The organism is Faecalibacterium sp. Marseille-Q4164 (genome assembly GCF_017377545.1).
Lineage (GTDB): Bacteria > Bacillota > Clostridia > Oscillospirales > Ruminococcaceae > Faecalibacterium > Faecalibacterium duncaniae.
On record NZ_JAFREJ010000011.1, the window covers coordinates 32371 to 50405 of the forward strand.

Below are 18035 nucleotides of genomic sequence, written 5' to 3' on the forward strand. Positions count from 1 at the left end.
CCTTGTTGAAAACAACCCTCTCCGTCATTGCTCCGCAATGCCACCTTTCCCGAGGGGAGAGGCTATGCTGCCTTTATCCAAGAGCCGCAATAGGCTCCCCCTTCGGGGGAGCTGGCAAAGCCGACAGGCTTTGACTGAGAGGGTTGAATTTAATCCTTAGAAACCGTAAGCGGTGCGGGGGAAGGGCAGCACGTCACGGATGTTCTGGATGCCCGTGAGGTACATGATCATCCGCTCGAAGCCCAGGCCGTAACCGGCGTGCTCCACGCCGCCGAACTTGCGCAGGTTCAGGTACCACTCGTAGTTGGTCTTGTCCATGCCCAGCTCGTCCATGCGGGCCACCAGCTTGTCGTAGTTCTCTTCGCGCTGGCTGCCGCCGATCAGCTCGCCGATGCCGGGCACCAGCATATCAGCTGCGGCCACGGTCTTGCCGTCCGCGTTCATCTTCATGTAGAAGCTCTTGATCTCCTTGGGGTAATCGGTGACAAAGACGGGCTTCTTGAACACGACCTCGGTCAGGTAGCGCTCGTGCTCGGTCTGGATATCCACGCCCCACTCCACGGGGAACTGGAACTTCTTGTTGTTCTTCTTCAGAATCTCGATGGCCTCAGTGTAGGTGATGCGGCCGAACTCGCTGTTTGCCACCAGCTCCAGGCGCTCGATCAGGCCCTTGTCGATGAACTGGTTGAAGAAGGCCATCTCATCGGGGCAGTTGTCCAGCACGTAGCGGATGACGAACTTGGTCATGGCCTCGGCGGTGTCCATGTAGCCCTTCAGGTCGCAGAAGGCCATCTCGGGCTCGATCATCCAGAACTCGGCGGCGTGGCGGGTGGTAAAGCTCTTCTCCGCACGGAAGGTGGGGCCGAAGGTGTACACCTTGCCAAAGGCCATGGCCATGGCCTCGGCCTCCAGCTGGCCGGAAACGGTCAGGTTGACGGGCTTCTCAAAGAAGTCCTGGCTGTAATCCACGGTGCCGTCCTCGTTCTTGGGCACGTTCTGCAGGTCCAGCGTGGTGACCTGGAACATCTCACCGGCACCCTCGCAGTCGGAAGCAGTCAGCAGGGGAGAGTGGGAGTAGATGAAGCCGTTCTCCTGGAAGAACTTGTGGATGGCATAGGCAGCCACGCTGCGCACGCGGAATGCGGCGTTGAAGGTGTTGGTGCGGGGACGCAGGGTGGGCATGGTGCGCAGATACTCCATGCTCATCTTCTTTTTCTGCAGGGGGTACTCGTCTGCGGGGCAGTCGCCCAGGATCTCCACGCTGTCGGCGTTCAGCTCAAAGGGCTGCTTTGCCTGCGGGGTCAGGACGATGCGGCCCACGATGCGCAGGCTGCTGTACAGGCCGGTGTGGATGACCTCCTCGTAGTTTGCCAGCTTGCCTGCCTCCAGCACGACCTGCAGGGTCTTGAAGCAGCCGCCGTCCGACAGGGCGATGAAGCCGATGTTCTTGGAATCACGGATGTTCTTGGCCCAGCCGCACACGGTGACCACCGTGCCGTCGGCGGGAGTGTTCTTGTACAGCGAGACGATCTCAGTACGTTCCATCTTTCTTTCCTCCGATATAAAAATAAAAAGACAGCTTTGCCCTGAATTTTCAGGGCGAACAAGCTGTCTTGTAATGTCCGCGGTGCCACCTGAATTACCGGAAGTGTCCGGTCGCTCGCGCGCTCCAATAAGCGCTGCCCTGGTAACGCTGGGCTTTGCGGCGCACCTACTGGCGGCAGAATGCCGTGTTCAGTTTGCAGCTCCCGGGTGTTCGTTCGCGCACTGGCCCGCACGCGGCTCTCAGCTGCTGCCGCGCTCTCTGGAGCGTCCGGAATGCGTTACTTTTCCCGATCTTTGCTTTTCAGTAATTCTAAAAATAGCACAGCAGCACCGGTTTGTCAATCGGCTTTTTGCGGAAAAACGGTTGAATTCTGCCGGAAAGAATGATATTATTTATTCTGTTATAGTATGTGCATTGCACAAAACGGAACAAACATGAAGATTGGCTTTGTCCTGAGGAGTAGAGCATGAACGAAAATCAAACCACTTACCCCACCGGCGCACAGGATGAGGAAGAGATCGACCTCGTCGCGCTCATGGTGACCCTTCTGCACAAGCTCAAGCCCATCCTGCTGACCGCGGTTGTCTGTGCTGTGATCGCTGGCGGCCTTGCCGGGGTAAAGATCCTGCGCGGCGGCGCTGTTTCGGCAGAAGATCAGGTTGCTTACGAAGAGGCTCTGGCTGAGTATCAGCAGAAAGAGAAGGATTATGAGTTTGCTGTGCAGCAGTACGAGCTGACGGCGAAGAGCAATGAGGATGCGCAGTCTAGTGTGCAGGAAGCACTGAAACAGGCACAGGACTATGCAGAAAAGTCGCTGCTAAAAAATCTGGACGTTTATAATGTCTGGACGGCGCAGGCTGACCTTTATATTGACAGCGGCTACAAAATCCAGCCGGGTTCTGCGTATCAGAATGTTGACCCGACCGGTGCGTTGCTGGCTGCATATCAGAAACAGCTGGTCAGCGGTGACTCCATGAATGCTGCCGCTGATGCCGTAGGGGTAGATGTGCGCTACCTGAAGGGCGTGGTTACGGCAGAACTTTCCCAGAACGACAGTGGCGAGTATAACGGCGTGATGACCTTGCAGGCGTATGCTGCAGATCAGCAGACCGCAGAGAAAATTCTGAACGCGCTGCTGGGTCGTCTGGATCTGATCCATGATAAAGCGGCAGCTGCTGTGTGCAGCCACAGCGTACGCGTGATTGATCAGAGCGTGACACAGGGGGTCTCCACGGAACTGCGTGCGTTGCAGCAGACGAGCAGTGAAGATGTTCAGAATCTGCAGAGCCAGCTGGTGGAACTGCAGAGTGCCCGTCAGGCGCTGGATGACAATCTGGCTTCTGCTAAGAGTACTTGGGAGAGTGCGGAGGAGCCCGCACTGGGCGGCGGCGCTGCCTCCTCGGTGGCAAAGAACCTGCTCATTGGCTTCCTGCTGGGCGGTGTGCTTGCCTGCGGCGTGGTCGTGGTCAAGTTCCTGCTGGACGGCATGGTCTACTCGGCCAGTGAGCTGAACCGCTCCACCGGCCTGCCCGTGCTGGGCGCGCTGGCCAGCGACCGCACCAAGAAAGCCGGAAAGCTGGATGCAAAGCTCTATCAGATGGAGGGCCGCCCCGATGGCAGCGCGGACGCTGAGATGCTCTGCCTGATGGCTCAGACCATCCGCAGCCGCGCCCCGGAGGCGAAGAATATTCTGGTTACCGGCGATCTGCCTGCGGACCAGCTGGAAGCACTGGCCGCTGCCCTGCAGGCCACGGAGCCCCTGCGCGGCCAGAGCGTGACCGCCGCCGAGAGCATCCTCAAGGCCGCTGCCACCGTGCCCCATGTGGTGGCTGCCGATGCCATTGTGCTGGCTGCCGACTGCACGGTCACCCGCACCGATGCCGTGCGGGAGCAGAACGAGAAGATCGTTCGGCTGGGCAAGCAGATCCTGGGCTGCATCGTATACGAATAAACAATCAAAAATGCCGCTGGTCAGCCAGCGGCATTTTTAATTGTCTGGATCAGCCCATTGGCCGCCAGCTGCCCGGCATAGAGGGCCTCGTTCAGGTTGTTGCCGTGCCCGCCGATCTCTATGAGCAGACTGCCGGGGGTCAGATCCTGATTGTAGAACCGGTAGCTGAACAGGACCGGGCGGGTGAAGCCGGGGTACAGGCCCTCCATGGCGGTTTCCCAGGCGGCGGCAAAACGGAGGTTGAGCCGGTAGTTGGGCAGGCTGACCGTGGTGCCGTTGTCGCACCCGCAGATGATCATCACCTGCGCTGCCTGCCGCCCGTTGACGGTGCACACCGGGGCCATGCGGGAGCCGTTCTCAGTCTCGATGGCATCCCGGTGGACATCCAGCACGATCTTGATGCTGGGATACTGCGATAAGTATTGCTGCACCACCGCGCGGCTGTTGGCATAGCTGCCGGTGTAGCTGGGGTAATCGTTCAGGGTCTCATCGTGCAGGGTATTGAGCCCGGCGGCGTTGAGGGTGTCCGCCATCACCCGGCCCACAGCGCACATATTGAGGTCCCGGTCGGTGGTGCGGGAACCGTCCCCCGGGCGGTACCACAGCCCTGCCGAGAGCCGGTAATCCTCGGTGGCATGGGTGTGCATGATGAGGATCTGCGGGTCGGGGCTGTTCCACTCCACCGCAAAGGGGAGCGGGTTGGTGATCTCGGCGGCGACATCTGTGTTGGAGACGTTGGTGTTGTTCTTGATGCTGCCGCTGCCGCAGGGAATGTATTTCTCCCCGCTGCCCTGCGGATAGTTCTTTTCCAGGATGGCACCGGCTCCCTCCGGGCGGGCCTCGTCGCCTTCCAGCGGGACAAGGTAGGCTTCCATGTCACCGGCAGGCAGGGCGGGAGTCTCCTGTGCAGGCTCTGCCTGTGTTTCCTGCGCAGATTCGCTCACGGCCTGTGCGGCAGCCTCGGAGAGGTCCTTCCGGCTCAGATAGAGGGCGGTCTGCACGGCTGGCAGCGGCCCGATGACCACCGCTGCCAGCGTGAGGAACAGCTGGTGTGCAAACAGGGCCAGCCCCAGCGCAAGGCCTGCCGCTGCCGCAAAAGGCAGGGGATGCCCGCACCCCGCCATTTCCCGCCTGCGCATGGAACCTCACCCCCTTCTGCAAAATAGATATGAGAGAACCGCTCCATCAATGCGAACGGATTGCTGCCTCTCCCAGTAGGAGCAGCAGGCCGGCAGCAGCATAAACCTGGCCCCCCTATCAGGGGAGCGGGCGATCGAAGGCGAGACCGAGAGGGTTACCCCACCAGCCAGCACAACTGCGCCACACTCAGCTTTGGCTGCAGGGCTCGGTTGATGGCAGCCCCCAGCAGGGCCGCGCCGTGGGCGATGACTCCGTCCAGATCCCGGGGCGTGACGACCAGATCCCGGCCCTCCTCGGCCTGCATCAGAGTGGGGATGCCCGCCGCAAGGACAGGCACACCCAGCCGGGCGGCATCCAGATGCCGGGAGTGGTCGGGCTGGGCCGGGTGGAGCCCGGTGTCTGAAAACTGGAGCGTCCGGCCCAGCCGCTCCGGCTCAGCAGAGCAAAGGCTGTCCACACAGAGCAGGGCGGCGGGGCGCAGCTCCCGTACCAGTGCCCCGGCCAGCTGCTGTAAGCTCAGGCCCGTGGCCGCCGATACCCCCGGAGCCACAGCCGCCACCGGCCGGATGCCCTGCACCGGTACGGTGCGCGGCCCCATGGTCACGAACACCTTCTGCACCGTGCGGGGGCCCAAAGCATCCGCCGTGACCCGGCGGTTGCCCACCCCCAGCACCAGCACCGGGCCTTCGGGCGGCAGCAGGGGCCGCAGCTCTGCGGCGGCGGCTTCGATCACGGCGCTGTCCCGCTCGTCCAGCAGGCTCACGCTGGGGACCTCCAGCGTCACATATCGGCCCCGCGGCCGTGCCAGCCCCTCCCGCGCGATCTCTACCCGGGTGATCGTCACGCCGCCCTGACGGGCCGTTGCCACGCGCACCCCGGCGGGAAGGGCGGTCCCGCCCGGTTGGCCGAACAGTTCATCGGCAAGGTCAGTTTCCCGCATTTTGCATCCCCCATCCGGCTGAATTTCCGTATTTGGGCGCTTTTCCCGCCCAAACGGTACCAGAAGTATGGGAAAATGAAAAATTTCTAAACAAAAATTCAAAAAAGGCTTGCGCTGGTACGGCAAATATGGTATCATAAGGTGCGCTGTTATAGGTAGCCAAGGAGGTGGAACGAATGCCTAACATCAAATCTCAGAAGGACCGCGTCGTGCAGGCTGCTGCAGAGCAGGCTCACAACAAGGCCATTAAGACCAACCTGAAAACAGTCGTCAAGAAGGCAGACGCTGCCATCGATGCTAAAGCCGCTGACAAGGACGCAACTGTCCTGGCTGCTGTTTCCGCGATCGACAAGGCTCGCGCTAAGGGTGTCATCAAGAAGAACACCGCTTCTCGCAAGATCAGCCGTATGGCCAAGCGTGCAAACAAGAACGCCTGATTTACGACAGATCAAGTGATCGACTGACGAACAAAACCTCTGTATCGGGAACCCGATACGGGGGTTTTTGTTTTTCCAGCAGCTGTTCCGGGGGCAGGGGCGCGGGCTGCTCTGCCAGCGCCCAGAACGCCCAGCCTGCAGGCACAGCAGCCGCCAGTACCAGCCCGGGCCAGAGCACGGCGGGATATGTAAGGGCCTCGCTGCCGGGCAGGAACACCGCTGCTGCACAGAGCACAAGGGCGGTCCTGCCCTCCCATAAGATCGTTGCAAGGGTCTCGCGCATGACTATCATCTCCTTTTCTGGAAAAGTATACCATGCAGAGGGCGCAAATCGGCGCAGAAAAGGACGATACACGAAAAAAGTGTATCGTCCCAGGAAGAGTTCTGCTTCAGTTCTGGTCGTGGCTGCGGCCCACCAGCGAACAGACCACGCCGCAGACAAGGCTGGTGGTGATGCCTGCAGCCGCGGCGGTCAGCCCGCCGGTCAGGATGCCGATGGCTCCCTCTTCGGCAAGGGCGGTGCGCACGCCTTTGGCAAGCAGATGCCCGAAGCCCAGCAGGGGAACGGTGGCACCGCAGCCTGCAAACTCAGCCAGCGGCGCGTACCACCCAAGGGCCGAAAGCACCACGCCTGCCACCACATAGCCCGTCAGGATGCGGGCGGGGGTCAGGGGGGTCAGGTCGAGAAAGAGCTGGCCCACCACGCAGATGGCCCCGCCTGTAACGAATGCCCAGAAATAGTTCATGTGTTTCCTCCGTTCTGTTCCTCCGGGGCAGCAAGCTCCACCAGGTGCGAGATGGCGGGGATGCTCTCCTTCTGCAAAAAGGTGGTCTGGCTCATCAGCGCGCCTGTTGCCAGAAAGAGAACCCGGCGCTGCCCCCGCCGCTCCAGCCGGGGCAGGAGATGGCCGCAGAGCACTGCTGCACAGCACCCCGGCCCAGAAGCGCCGCTGTGCACCGACTGGCCCTCGGCATCATAGAGGAGGGAACCGCAGTCTATATGATTCTTGAGGAGCAGGCCCTCGGCGGCCAACAGCTCCCGGAACAGCTGACTGCCCACATGGCCCAGGTCACCGGTGCAGATGGCATCGAACTCCTGCGGCTGGGTGTTGGTATCGGTGAGGTAGCGCAGGAGCGTTGCCGCCGCAGCAGGAGCCATGGCGGCCCCCATGTTGTTGATGTCCCGGATGCCCAGATCCTGCACCCGGCCAAAGGTCACGGCCCGGATGCCAACCCCCTGCCCGGCGGGGCGGAGCAGGCAGGCCCCTGCCGCTGTGGCAGTCCACTGGGCGGTGGGGGTGCGCACGGCTCCGTAGGAAAGCGGGGTGCGGAACTGCCGCTCGGCGGTGCAGAAGTGGCTGGAGGTCATGGCCAGCAGGCCGTCTGCCATTCCGGCGCTGCACAGGCAGGCCCCAACGCCCAGCGCCTCGGCCATGGTGCTGCAGGCCCCGAACAGCCCTGCAAAGGGCAGGCCCAGCGCCCGGGCCGCATAGCCCGAAGCCGTGCACTGGGCCTGCAGGTCTCCGGCCAGCAGGAGGCTCACATCCTTTTCGGTGGCGTGGGCTTTTTTCAGGCAGAGCCGCGCCGTCTGTAATTGCAGCTGCGTTTCAGCGGCCTCCCAGCTGGCCTGCCCGAGGCGGTTGTCACTGTGCAGCTCATCGAACTCTGCCGCCAGCGGGCTTTCGCCCTCCTTTTTGCCGCCGATGCAGGCGTGTGCGGCGATGACAGGCGGTTTTGGGAAGATCAGGGTGTCACCCCGGCGGGTCGCCATGAAAAAATCCCCCTTTCAGGGCTGTTTTTCTTTGGGATTTGTGCTATAATAGCGCTCGTGCGATATTCTGATCCATCCGCTTTGCCGGAAAACTGCAATTTTTGCATCCCGGCAGGCGTATTGTAGACAGAGCGGTCAGCCGCCCAGCAGCCAGAGCACCCCACCGTAGACCACAGCGGCCAGCGTGCCGTACACGATGACCGGCCCTGCAATGGTGAACATCTTGGCTCCGGTGCCGCAGACCCTGCCCTCGGGCTTGAACTCGATGGCGGCGCTGACCACGGCGTTGGCAAAGCCCGTGATGGGCACCAGCGAGCCTGCCCCGGCTTTGGCGGCAAGCTTCTGGTAGAGCCCCAGCGTGGTCAGCAGGGCCGACAGCACGATGAGAGTGCAGCTGGTCAGGGTACCGGCAAGCTGGGCTTCCAGCCCCATGCCAAGATACCACCCGCGCAGCACCTCGCCCAGCAGGCAGATGCCGCCGCCCACGCAGAAGGCCCACAGGCAGTCGGAGCCCAGAGGGGAGCGGGGGCCGATCTGTTTCACCCGCCGCGCGTATTCTTCCGCTGTCATCTTCATGGCTGTCACCTCGGGCTTAGGATGCCCCCGGAGAAACATAATATACAGAAAACGAACCGAGAAAGAAGGTCTCTTATGAATCAGCAGCAACCCATCCACCGCCGCCGCCTGACCCGGGCAGAGATCCGGCGGCGGCGACGCAACCGCGCCATCCGCCGCATCGCCGGGCTGACCCTTGTGGTCTGCGTGGCCGTGGGCGGTGTGTCCTTCCTGCTTTCCCGCCGCAAGGCCCCGGTGCCCACGGCAGATGCCGCCGGTAGCGCCGCCAATAGTGCGGCCAGCAGCCTGCCGTCGGCTGCGCCGAGCAGCAAGGCGGAGAGCAGTGCCGTGAGCGGAGCCGCCGCCGAGAGCGTGGAGAGCCGGGACAACCTGCTGGGCCTGACTGCCGCCGAGGCAAAGGCCATGCTGGCCGACCCGCTGATGATCCTTGTGAACCACACCAATCAGATGCCGGAAAACTACACCTTTGAGACCGCTGAGTGCGGCTCCAAGACCGCAGTGAACAAGACCCTGCAGACCGTGGCCTGCAATGCCTTTCTGGAGCTGCAGAAGGCTGCTGCTGCGGAGAACGTGACCGTCTGGATGCAGAGCGGCTACCGCAGCGTGTCCTACCAGACCAATCTCTACGAGAAAAAGACCAACTATTATAAGCAGCAGGGCTATGACGATGCAAAGGCGAAGGAAATGGCTGCTGCCATCGTCAATCCGCCGGGCTACTCTGAGCACAACTGCGGCCTGGCCGCAGACCTGAACAGCCCCGAGCACACCGGCCTGGACGAGGGCTTTGAGAACACTGCTGCCTTCCGCTGGCTCTGCCAGCACGCCGGGGAGTACGGGTTCATCCTGCGCTACCCCAAGGGGGCCGAGGAGAAGACCGAGATCACCTACGAGCCCTGGCACTGGCGCTATGTGGGCGTGGAAAATGCCGCAAAGATCAACGCCAGCGGCCTGTGCTTTGAGGACTATATCGCCGCCCTGCAGCAGATCGCGGGCTGAGCGGCAAAGCGCTGGTGAAGAAACCGTAAAATCTTCTGCCTGCCGTTTGCAATTCGGGCTTTGATATGGTAAGATAACAATGGTTCGTTGTCGGAAACTCTTCCGCGTGGGCGAACCGGTGTAAAATAGATAAAAGAGGGAATAATCCATGAAACTTCGTGCTAAAATCATTCTGACTGTTGCTTCTCTGGCCCTGAGCTGTGCTCTGCTGGCCGGCTGCGGTTCTTCTTCCGGTTCTACCGCTTCTTCTGCCGCGTCCTCTGAGCCTGCCTCCACTGTGCTGAGCCAGGCCTCCAGCATCCCGCTGGGCGAGGACAACAGCACCGATGCCCTGAACGCACCGTTCGAGACCCTGCTGGATGCCAACCCCATCTCCAACCAGTTTGAGATCGCTGCCATGAACATTGAGTACGATTTCAACCTGCCCGCTGAGGATGTGGTGAGCTACAAGGGCGTGAAGAGCAACGACAACGGCGATGCCGGCATGGTGCTGGTCGTGGAAGCTGCTGACGGCAAGGCTGAGGAGGTTGCAAACCAGCTGACTGCTTACCAGCAGGATCAGGTGGCGTTCTACGGCAACTATGCTGAGTTCGCACAGGCCCAGGAAAATGTGGAGAACGCCGTGATCGCCTTCAAGGACAACACCGTGGTCATGGTCATCGCTTCCAACGAGTGCACTGCCGATCTGGACAGCGCGGTGGACAGCGCACTGGGAGAGTAAAATAAAACTGAATGGGGCTGCTGCAGGCCCTCTCCGTCAATGCTCCGCACTGCCGCCTCTCCCAAAGGGAGAGCTGACGAGCGCAGCGAGTGTGAGAGGGCATTTGCAGCAGCTCTTTTTTTAAAAGGAGGTCGAAGCCTTGGTTTTCAGCACCATCATCTTTCTGTTCCGGTTTCTTCCCATCACGCTGGCGCTGTATTACCTTGCGCCCGCAAAGCTCAAGAATACGGTGCTCTTTGTGTGCAGCCTGGTGTTCTACTGCTGGGGTGAGGTCCGGTTCTTCCCGGTCATGCTGGCCCTGATCCTCATCAACTATCTCTGCGGCCTGGGGCTGGAAGCGTTTGACGCAAAGCCCGGCGTGCGCAAGGTGCTGCTGCTGGTCGCCCTTGCAGCCAGCCTGGGGATGCTGTTCTACTTCAAGTACGCAAACTTTGTCCTGCGCAGCATCAACAGCCTGCTGGGCACCGGATTTGCGGCCATTCAGGGCATCAGCGTCCTGCCGCTGGGCATCAGCTTTTATACCTTCCAGACCCTTTCCTACACCATTGATGTCTACCGCCGGGAGGTAAAGACTGAGCACAACATCATCGACTTCGGCGCTTATGTTGTCATGTTCCCCCAGCTCATCGCGGGCCCCATCGTCAAGTATCGGGATGTCTCGGCCCAGCTGCACGTTTACAAGCATCGTTACAGCTTGCAGCAGATCGAGGAAGGCATGACCCTGTTCACCTTCGGTCTGGCAAAAAAGGTCCTGCTGGCGGATGCCGTTGGCGCGCTCTGGACGGATATCATCGGCATTGCCGACAGCCCTTCCACCACCTTTGTGGGCCTTGCCAATGCGTCCACGCCGCTGGTCTGGCTGGGTGTCATCGCCTATTCGCTCCAGCTCTACTTTGATTTTTCCGGTTACTCCATGATGGCCATCGGCATGGGCAAGATGCTGGGCTTTGATTTCCCCCAGAACTTCAACTTCCCCTATATCTCCCGCTCCATTACCGAGTTCTGGCGGCGCTGGCACATGACCCTTTCCGGCTGGTTCCGCGAGTATGTCTATATCCCGCTGGGCGGCAACCGCAAGGGCCTGAAGCGGCAGATCTTCAACCTGTTCGTGGTGGAGCTGCTCACCGGCATCTGGCACGGTGCAGACTGGAACTTTATCTGCTGGGGCCTGTACTACTTTGTTCTGCTGGCCCTTGAAAAGCTGTTCCTGCTCAAGTATCTGGAAAAAGGCAGGATCTGGCCCCACATCTACACCATGTTCCTTGTGGTGGTGGGCTGGGCCATGTTTGTGGGCAACGAGGCCGGGGTGGGCTTCGGGCTGCTGTTCCGCAAGCTCTTCCTCCCCTCGGGCGGCGCGTCTCCGGCCTACTTCCTGCGCAACTACGGCGTGCTGCTGGCGGTCAGCATCCTGTGCTGCACCCCGCTCATTGAGAAGATCTGGAACGCCCTGCGCAAACACACCGTGACCCGTGTGGCTGCGGTGCTGGTGCTGCTGGTGCTCTCTACGGCGTATGTGGTGGGCAGCACCAACAGCCCGTTCCTGTATTTCAACTTCTGAGGAGGGGACCTGAATGGACAAGCATACAAAGAAAACTCCCTCTCTGTTCCGGTATCCGGTGCTGGTGGCCTTCGGGCTGTTCTTTATCGGGCTGTTCGTGCTGGATATGGCCACGCCCGACCGCGCGTACAGTGAACTGGAAAACACCACCCTGACCCAGCGGCCCAGGCTGACCGCTGTTTCCGCCGACGGGCTGAACAACTACTTTACCAGCTACACCCGATACGTCAAGGATCAGGTGTTTGGCCGCGACCAGTGGATCAGCCTGCAGAGCGCGGCGGAGACCACCCTCTTCCAAAAGACCCAGAGCGGCGGCATCCTGCTGGGCCGGGAGCACATGATGTTCGCCCGGCATTACGGCATCCTGAAAAATGAGGAAAAGGGGATGGCCAAGAACCTTGCCGCCGTCCAGAGCCTTGCCCAGCGCTACCCGGGCAGGGTGAACCTCATGCTGGTGCCGTCGGCCTCGGTAGTCTACCCTGAGAATATCCCGGCGGGGGCACCCCAGATCGATGAGAAGGGCATTCTGGAAGGCGTTGCCGCACAGGGAGAGGCCTACGGGCGGTTCATTGATGTCCTGCCCGCTCTGATGGAGCACAAAGGGGAATACCTCTACTACCGCACCGACCACCACTGGACGACGCTGGGGGCCTACTACGCCTACCAGCAGTTCTGTGAGACGCTGGGCCTGACTCCCTTTGACCGGGATGCCCACACGGCCGAGACCTGTGAGGATTTCTACGGCACCCACTACTCCAAGGCCCGCACCTGGAATGCCGAACCCGACACCATTACCTGGTACGACCTGCAGAACAGCCTGACGGTCTGGAACGTCACCGGCCCGGGCCAGCCCACCGAGGGCACCACCACCGGCCTGTACGATCTGGACAAGCTGGAGGTGTATGATAAGTACGCCATGTTCCTGCACGGCAACAACGGCCTGAGCCGGGTGGAGGGTGACGGCGAGGGAAAGATCCTGGTCATCAAGGACAGCTATGCCAACAGCTTTGTGCCCTACCTGACAGCCAACTATGCGGCCATCGACGTGGTGGATTTCCGCAACTATAACTATGGGCTGGACCAGCTCATTGCGGCCAACGACTACGACCAGATCCTTGTGCTGTACAGCTATGCCAGCTTTACCACCGACCCGTATCTCTACCGTGCGGGCGTGGCAGGCTGAGTGGGAAATTATTGCAGTGCTTTTCACCAAACTTTCGTTTGTTTTTTCATGCGACTTTCCGATTTTTGATGGTTTTTCACAAAATCCATTGCATGAAACTGTGTGATGTAGTAATATAAGGCTGGAAACCAGATGGTAAATTGGGAAAGAACACCATCGGTTCAAGCTGCTCAAAAAAGGAGTATGAGACCTATGAACAAGAACATGAATCTGCCTGCTGAATACGCAGTGCTTTCCGAAGAAGAGATGACCTATACCCAGGGCGGTTCCGATATCGGCGGCTTTGCAACCACTGCCGCTACGGTCGTGGGTGCTGTGGTGCTGGGTGCCAGCTATATCTGGGGCATTTCCGCTTCCAAGGACTGGCTGAACAAGAAGAGCAACCGTGAGGGCAACCTCTTCACCGTTCTGGGCCGTGCCGCAGATGCTGTCGGCGAGGATATGTCCAAGTCCGCAGCCAACTTTGTCCGGGATGCCGTTTCCAGCACCATGGTGGTGGCTCTGGCTCCCCTGAGCGCTATTCTGCTGATCCTGTAAGCCGGGATAGTGGGATACCGGGTCTGTTTTCTGTAACTTGCGGTGTACGCTGCACCGTGCAATAAATGCTTTTGTAAAGGAGTATTATTATGGAAAAGAAGCTCATGCTGCCCGCGAACTACAACGTGATGAACGAAGAAGAAATGACCTATACCAGCGGCGGCGACGGTTTTACCGCTCCGTTTGCTGTGGGTTGGACGATTGGCGCAGTCATTTCTGTTGCAAACCTGATCTGGGGCCTGGATCAGACCCGTACCTGGATCAAGAACAACAAGAAGAACGGCGAGAATATCACCGATCTGGCAGCAAAGGGCATCAATGCCGCTGCCGATTACATGGGTAAGTCCATCGGCAATGCGATCGTTGGCGTTTACACCGCTCTGAACCTGACCGGCTGGTGGCCTGTTACCGCGATCGCCTGGGTCACAGCCTGATCGTTCTGACCAGACAGCCCGGAGAACTCCAAAGAACAACACAGGGCGGCGGCTCTCCCCAAGCGGGCGGGCCGCCGCCTTTTTTGTTCACAGATTGTTTCTGGAAAAATCCTGTCGTTTGGGGTATACTAGAGCCATAAGTAAGAATCACTCCTTCTTTTGAGGGAACTGACCGCCCCCGCAGAGGGTGCGGATAAAAAATGGAGGGAACCAATATGGCTGTTGTTACCATTACCAAAGAAAATTTTGAAGCCGAGGTGCTGCACAGCACAAAGCCTGTTCTGCTGGACTTTTGGGCCACCTGGTGCGGCCCCTGCCGGATGCTGAGCCCCATCGTGGACGAGGTGGCCGAGGAGCGCACCGATGTCAAGGTGGGCAAGGTCAATGTGGATGAACAGCCCGAGCTGGCCTCCCAGTTCGGCGTGATGAGCATCCCCACCCTGCTGGTGTTCCGCGACGGCAAGCTTGTGAATCAGGCTGTGGGTGCCCGCCCCAAGGCCGGTGTGCTGGCGCTGCTGGGCTAAAAGAAAAAGAATCGAGCTGCATGGCCGCTGCCTGTTTTCGAATGGGCGGCGGCCTTTTTGCGCTTGACAATATGGCATATCTGCCATATACTGAAAGGGGAAAAGTGTAGGGAGGATTTTGAAATGGGACCGTTCGTGGTGGAATTTTATGAAACAAGAGATGGCCAGCGCCCTGCGGAAGATTTTTTGGAAAGAGAGGGTGAATCAGATGAAAACACTGGATCTGTATTTGAATGAACAGCTGAAAAATGAGGAGTTCCGCAAGGAGTGGGAAGAGAACCAGCCGGAAATGGATATCATCCGGGCGATGGCAGATGCACGCATTTCTCAGAACCTGACCCAGAAGGAGCTGGCCGAACGCACCGGCATCAATCAGGCGGATATCAGCAAGCTGGAAAATGGAACACGCAACCCATCTTTGAAGCTGCTGAAGCGTCTGGCAGACGGAATGGGAATGGACCTGAAGCTTGTGTTCACACCCAAAGAGCCGCAGAATCTGAAGCTTGCAAAATAAGAAAGATGCCGGGTCGGTTTCCAATGCAGGAGACCGGCCCGGCCTTTTTGCATCCCCGGTTTTTGCTCTCCATCATCTGTTTTGGCGCTGGGGTGAAATGATTTCGCCTTTCTGTACAAACGCACAGAAAAACGGTAAGATAGGGCTGAAAAGCTGTCACTTTCATACTTTACAACTTTATCTCGATAAAGTAAAATAAACAAAAGAAGTGGGAAATACGCAGAGAGGGAACGAGGAGATCGAGATGGAATTCAGTCTGGACAGTTTGCAGCCCAAGGAGCGGGCCTCCTTTGCGCTGCGGGCGCTGTATGAGGCGGCGGGCTGCCGCAAATATCACATGGGCCGCTTTGAGGAGTACGGGCTTTATCAGGAGAACCGGAGCTTTTTGTCTTCGGAGCAGGTCATCACCTTCACCGACCTGGATGGCCGTCTGCTGGCGCTCAAGCCGGACGTGACCCTGTCTATCGCCAAGACGGCCCAGCCCGCCCCCGGCGAGACCCTGCGGTATTACTACCATGAGAACGTCTACCGCCCCTCGGCAGAGAGCCACACCTTCCAGGAGATCTCCCAGATGGGCCTTGAGATGCTGGGTGCGGTGGGGGAAGCACAGGTGCAGCAGGCGGTCCGGCTGGCAGCGCAGAGCCTGGCCCAGCTGGGGGCCGCGTGGGTGCTGGAAGTCAGCCACATGGGCTATCTGTTCGGCCTGTTCGACGCACTGGGCGTGCCGGAGAATGCCCGCCCCGGCCTGCTGGAAAAGCTGCGGGAAAAGAATGCGCACGAGCTGCGCCGCGCCGCGCAGGCCGCCGGGCTGGATGCCGCCGGGGCCGATGCCCTGACCGGCCTGCTGGAGCTTTCCGGCAGCTGCGAGGAAACGCTGACAAAGGCAGAGAGTGCCTGCCGCAACGACCGGATGCGCGCTGCCGCCGCTGAGCTGCGGACACTGGCCAAAACGCTGGAGGCCTCCGGCGGGGCGGTCCGCCTTGACCTGAGCCTTGCCGGTGAGATGGAATACTACAACGGGCTGGTCTTTCAGGGCTATCTGCAGGGCCTGCCGCGGCCCCTGCTCAAGGGCGGCCGCTACGACCTGCTGATGCAGAAATTCACCCCCGGGGCCGGGGCCATCGGCTTTGCGGTCTATCTGGACGAGCTGGACCGCCTGAGCGCCCCCACCCCGCCGGTGCAGAGGAACAGCGCGGGCCGGGTCATGCTGAATGTGGCCCTGCCCAAGGGCCGTCTGGGCGACAGGATGTATGACCTGCTGGCCCGCATCGGCTACGGCTGCACCGAGGACTATAACGCCACCCGAAAGCTGGTGGTGGAGAACCCTGCAGCGGGCATCCGGTACTTCCTTGTCAAGCCCAGCGATGTGGCCATCTACGTTGAGCACGGCGCGGCAGATGTGGGCATCGTGGGCAAGGATATCCTCACCGAAGCCTCTGCCGATGTCTACGAGCTGCTGGATACCGGCCTTGGCAGGTGCCGGATGTGCGTGGCTGCCCCGGCAGATTACAAGGATGACCCCAGCCGCCCGGTGCGGGTGGCGACCAAATTCGTCAACATTGCAAAGAGCTACTATGCGTCCATCGGGCGGGATATCGATATCATCAAGCTGAATGGCTCCATTGAGCTGGCCCCCATTCTGGGCCTTTCCGATGTCATTGTGGATATCGTGGAGACCGGCACCACCCTGCGGGAGAACGGCCTGCGGGTGGTCACCGAGTTCATGCCCATCTCGGCCCGGTTCATTGCCAATAAGGCCAGCTACCAGTTCAAGCACAACGAGATGGATGCCATGCTGGAAGCGCTGCGCAAGACCTTGCAGGAGGAAACAAAATGATCAAGCTGTATAATTTTGATGAGCTCAGGCCCGAGGAGATCCTGAACCGGGACATCCGCGCGGAGAAAAACGTGGAGGATGTGGTGGACGGCATCATTGCCGAGGTCCGCGCCCGGGGCGACGAGGCGCTGAAGGAGTACGCGCTGAAATTTGACGGGGCAAAGATCGACGACCTGCAGGTGACGCAGACGGAGATCGACGAGGCCTTTGCCAATATGGACCCCTATTTCCTTGAGACACTGCGGGAGGCTGCCGCCAACATTGAGCGCTTCCACCGCCAGCAGGTGCACAAGAACTTTGTGATCAACGAGAAGCCCGGCATCGTGCTGGGCCAGAAATATACCCCCATTGAAAAGGCGGGCGTGTATGTGCCCGGCGGCACGGCGGCCTATCCCTCCACCGTGCTGATGGATGTCATCCCGGCCAAGGTCGCGGGCGTGTCGGAGGTCGTGATGACCACCCCCGCCGGAAAGGACGGTCGGGTGAATCCGGTCATCCTTGCCGCCGCCGCCACCGCCGGTGTGACCAAGATCTTCAAGACCGGCGGTGCACAGGCCGTGGCCGCGCTGGCCTACGGCACCCAGAGCATCCCGGCGGTGGACAAGATCGTCGGCCCCGGCAACATCTACGTTGCCACCGCCAAGCGGAAGGTGTTCGGCAAGGTGGGCATTGATATGATCGCCGGCCCCAGCGAGATCCTGGTGCTGGCCGACGGCGGCTGCAACCCCGCCTGGGTGGCGGCAGACCTGCTGAGCCAGGCCGAGCACGACAAGCTGGCCAGCCCTGTTCTTGTCACCGACAGCCCGGCGCTGGCCAAGGCCGTGCAGGCAGAGCTGGAGGTGCAGATTCCCCAGCTGCCCCGTGCCGCCATTGCCCGCGCCAGCGTGGACGACAACGGGAAGATCATCGTCTGCACCGACCTGCACAAGGCCATTGAGGCCTGCAACATCATTGCGCCGGAGCATCTGGAGGTCTGCGTGGAGGACCCCTTCGGCGTGCTGAACGAGATCAAAAACGCGGGAAGCATCTTCCTGGGCCGCAATGTGCCCGAGGCCCTGGGCGATTACTTTGCAGGCCCCAACCACACCCTGCCCACCAGCGGCACGGCCCGCTTCTCCAGCCCGCTGGGTGTGGACGACTTTGTGAAGAAGTCCAGTTTCCTTTACTACACCCGCGAGGCGCTGGGCGAGGTGGCACCCCGCATTGCCGATTTTGCCGAGCGCGAGGGCTTGCACGCCCATGCGAAGAGTGTGACGATAAGATATGAAGAGGACTAAAGGCGGCTCGCCCTCTCCGTCATTGCTTTGCAATGCCACCTCTCCCAAAGGGAGAGGCTTTGGCAATTTCCCGCAAGGTTACGGAAAACCGCC

At 60.3% G+C, this 18035-nt stretch carries 19 protein-coding genes; 12 read left to right on the forward strand and 7 right to left on the reverse strand.

Annotated features, from left to right (window positions below; genetic code table 11):
• Window positions 1-156 precede the first annotated feature (156 nt).
• Window positions 157-1545, reverse strand: a complete 1389-nt coding sequence (gene asnS, locus J3352_RS10020) for an asparagine--tRNA ligase (protein WP_097772833.1) — start codon at window positions 1543-1545, stop codon at window positions 157-159.
• A gap of 467 nt (window positions 1546-2012) precedes the next feature.
• Here asnS and J3352_RS10025 point away from each other — a divergent pair, with 467 nt between their 5' ends.
• Window positions 2013-3497: a hypothetical protein gene (locus J3352_RS10025; protein WP_097772832.1), complete on the forward strand. Its 1485-nt coding sequence runs from the start codon at window positions 2013-2015 to the stop codon at window positions 3495-3497.
• A 20-nt stretch (window positions 3498-3517) separates the two neighbouring features.
• Here the strand turns inward: J3352_RS10025 and spoIIP are convergent, their stop codons facing one another.
• Window positions 3518-4636, reverse strand: a complete 1119-nt coding sequence (spoIIP, locus tag J3352_RS10030; RefSeq protein ID WP_242699936.1) for a stage II sporulation protein P — start codon at window positions 4634-4636, stop codon at window positions 3518-3520.
• 155 nt (window positions 4637-4791) lie between these two features.
• A complete protein-coding gene (gpr, locus tag J3352_RS10035) occupies window positions 4792-5577 on the reverse strand; it encodes a GPR endopeptidase (RefSeq protein ID WP_156065454.1) in 786 nt (261 codons plus the stop codon).
• Between the two features lie 176 nt (window positions 5578-5753).
• Between gpr and rpsT the strand changes: the two genes are divergently transcribed.
• Window positions 5754-6014 (forward strand): 30S ribosomal protein S20, encoded by a 261-nt coding sequence (gene rpsT / locus J3352_RS10040; RefSeq protein ID WP_005929709.1) that lies wholly within the window; start codon window positions 5754-5756, stop codon window positions 6012-6014.
• A 1-nt stretch (window position 6015) separates the two neighbouring features.
• On the opposite strand, the gene J3352_RS10045 is transcribed toward rpsT, so the two are convergent.
• From J3352_RS10045 to J3352_RS10060, 4 genes are all read right to left on the reverse strand, one after another.
• Window positions 6016-6297: a peptidoglycan synthetase gene (locus tag J3352_RS10045; protein ID WP_197036549.1), complete on the reverse strand. Its 282-nt coding sequence runs from the start codon at window positions 6295-6297 to the stop codon at window positions 6016-6018.
• Window positions 6298-6403: 106 nt separating this feature from the next.
• A complete protein-coding gene (locus J3352_RS10050) occupies window positions 6404-6760 on the reverse strand; it encodes a SpoVA/SpoVAEb family sporulation membrane protein (RefSeq protein ID WP_156067132.1) in 357 nt (118 codons plus the stop codon).
• A complete protein-coding gene (locus J3352_RS10055; RefSeq protein ID WP_156058975.1) occupies window positions 6757-7785 on the reverse strand; it encodes a stage V sporulation protein AD in 1029 nt (342 codons plus the stop codon). The genes J3352_RS10050 and J3352_RS10055 overlap by 4 nt, the downstream gene beginning before the upstream one ends.
• Before the next feature lie 135 nt (window positions 7786-7920).
• Window positions 7921-8361 (reverse strand): SpoVA/SpoVAEb family sporulation membrane protein, encoded by a 441-nt coding sequence (locus J3352_RS10060; RefSeq protein WP_156067129.1) that lies wholly within the window; start codon window positions 8359-8361, stop codon window positions 7921-7923.
• Window positions 8362-8436: 75 nt separating this feature from the next.
• On the opposite strand from J3352_RS10060, the gene J3352_RS10065 reads away from it, so the two are divergent.
• The 10 genes from J3352_RS10065 to hisD all read left to right on the forward strand — a co-directional run bounded on the left by J3352_RS10065 (window position 8437) and on the right by hisD (window position 17942).
• On the forward strand, window positions 8437-9357 hold the full coding sequence (locus tag J3352_RS10065; RefSeq protein WP_242699937.1) for a M15 family metallopeptidase: 921 nt from the start codon (window positions 8437-8439) through the stop codon (window positions 9355-9357).
• 148 nt (window positions 9358-9505) lie between these two features.
• Window positions 9506-10078: a DUF4358 domain-containing protein gene (locus J3352_RS10070; RefSeq protein WP_156067126.1), complete on the forward strand. Its 573-nt coding sequence runs from the start codon at window positions 9506-9508 to the stop codon at window positions 10076-10078.
• A 139-nt stretch (window positions 10079-10217) separates the two neighbouring features.
• The gene (locus J3352_RS10075) at window positions 10218-11636 is read left to right on the forward strand and encodes an MBOAT family protein (RefSeq protein ID WP_156067123.1); all 1419 of its coding nucleotides are present in this window, start codon (window positions 10218-10220) and stop codon (window positions 11634-11636) included.
• Between the two features lie 13 nt (window positions 11637-11649).
• Window positions 11650-12819: a DHHW family protein gene (locus tag J3352_RS10080; RefSeq protein WP_156067120.1), complete on the forward strand. Its 1170-nt coding sequence runs from the start codon at window positions 11650-11652 to the stop codon at window positions 12817-12819.
• A 192-nt stretch (window positions 12820-13011) separates the two neighbouring features.
• Window positions 13012-13356 (forward strand): hypothetical protein, encoded by a 345-nt coding sequence (locus tag J3352_RS10085; protein ID WP_156067117.1) that lies wholly within the window; start codon window positions 13012-13014, stop codon window positions 13354-13356.
• A gap of 89 nt (window positions 13357-13445) precedes the next feature.
• Entirely contained in the window at window positions 13446-13790 is a 345-nt protein-coding gene (locus tag J3352_RS10090; protein ID WP_005929673.1) for a hypothetical protein, read from the forward strand.
• Window positions 13791-14005: 215 nt separating this feature from the next.
• Entirely contained in the window at window positions 14006-14314 is a 309-nt protein-coding gene (trxA, locus tag J3352_RS10095; RefSeq protein WP_035393488.1) for a thioredoxin, read from the forward strand.
• Window positions 14315-14522: 208 nt separating this feature from the next.
• Window positions 14523-14828: a helix-turn-helix domain-containing protein gene (locus tag J3352_RS10100; protein WP_035393348.1), complete on the forward strand. Its 306-nt coding sequence runs from the start codon at window positions 14523-14525 to the stop codon at window positions 14826-14828.
• A gap of 244 nt (window positions 14829-15072) precedes the next feature.
• Window positions 15073-16665 carry an ATP phosphoribosyltransferase gene (gene hisG / locus J3352_RS10105; protein WP_097772826.1) on the forward strand — a complete coding sequence of 531 codons (1593 nt, stop codon included), beginning with the start codon at window positions 15073-15075 and terminating at the stop codon, window positions 16663-16665.
• Window positions 16662-17942 (forward strand): histidinol dehydrogenase, encoded by a 1281-nt coding sequence (gene hisD / locus J3352_RS10110; protein ID WP_156067114.1) that lies wholly within the window; start codon window positions 16662-16664, stop codon window positions 17940-17942. Before hisG ends, hisD begins: the two co-directional genes overlap by 4 nt.
• Window positions 17943-18035: the final 93 nt, after the last annotated feature.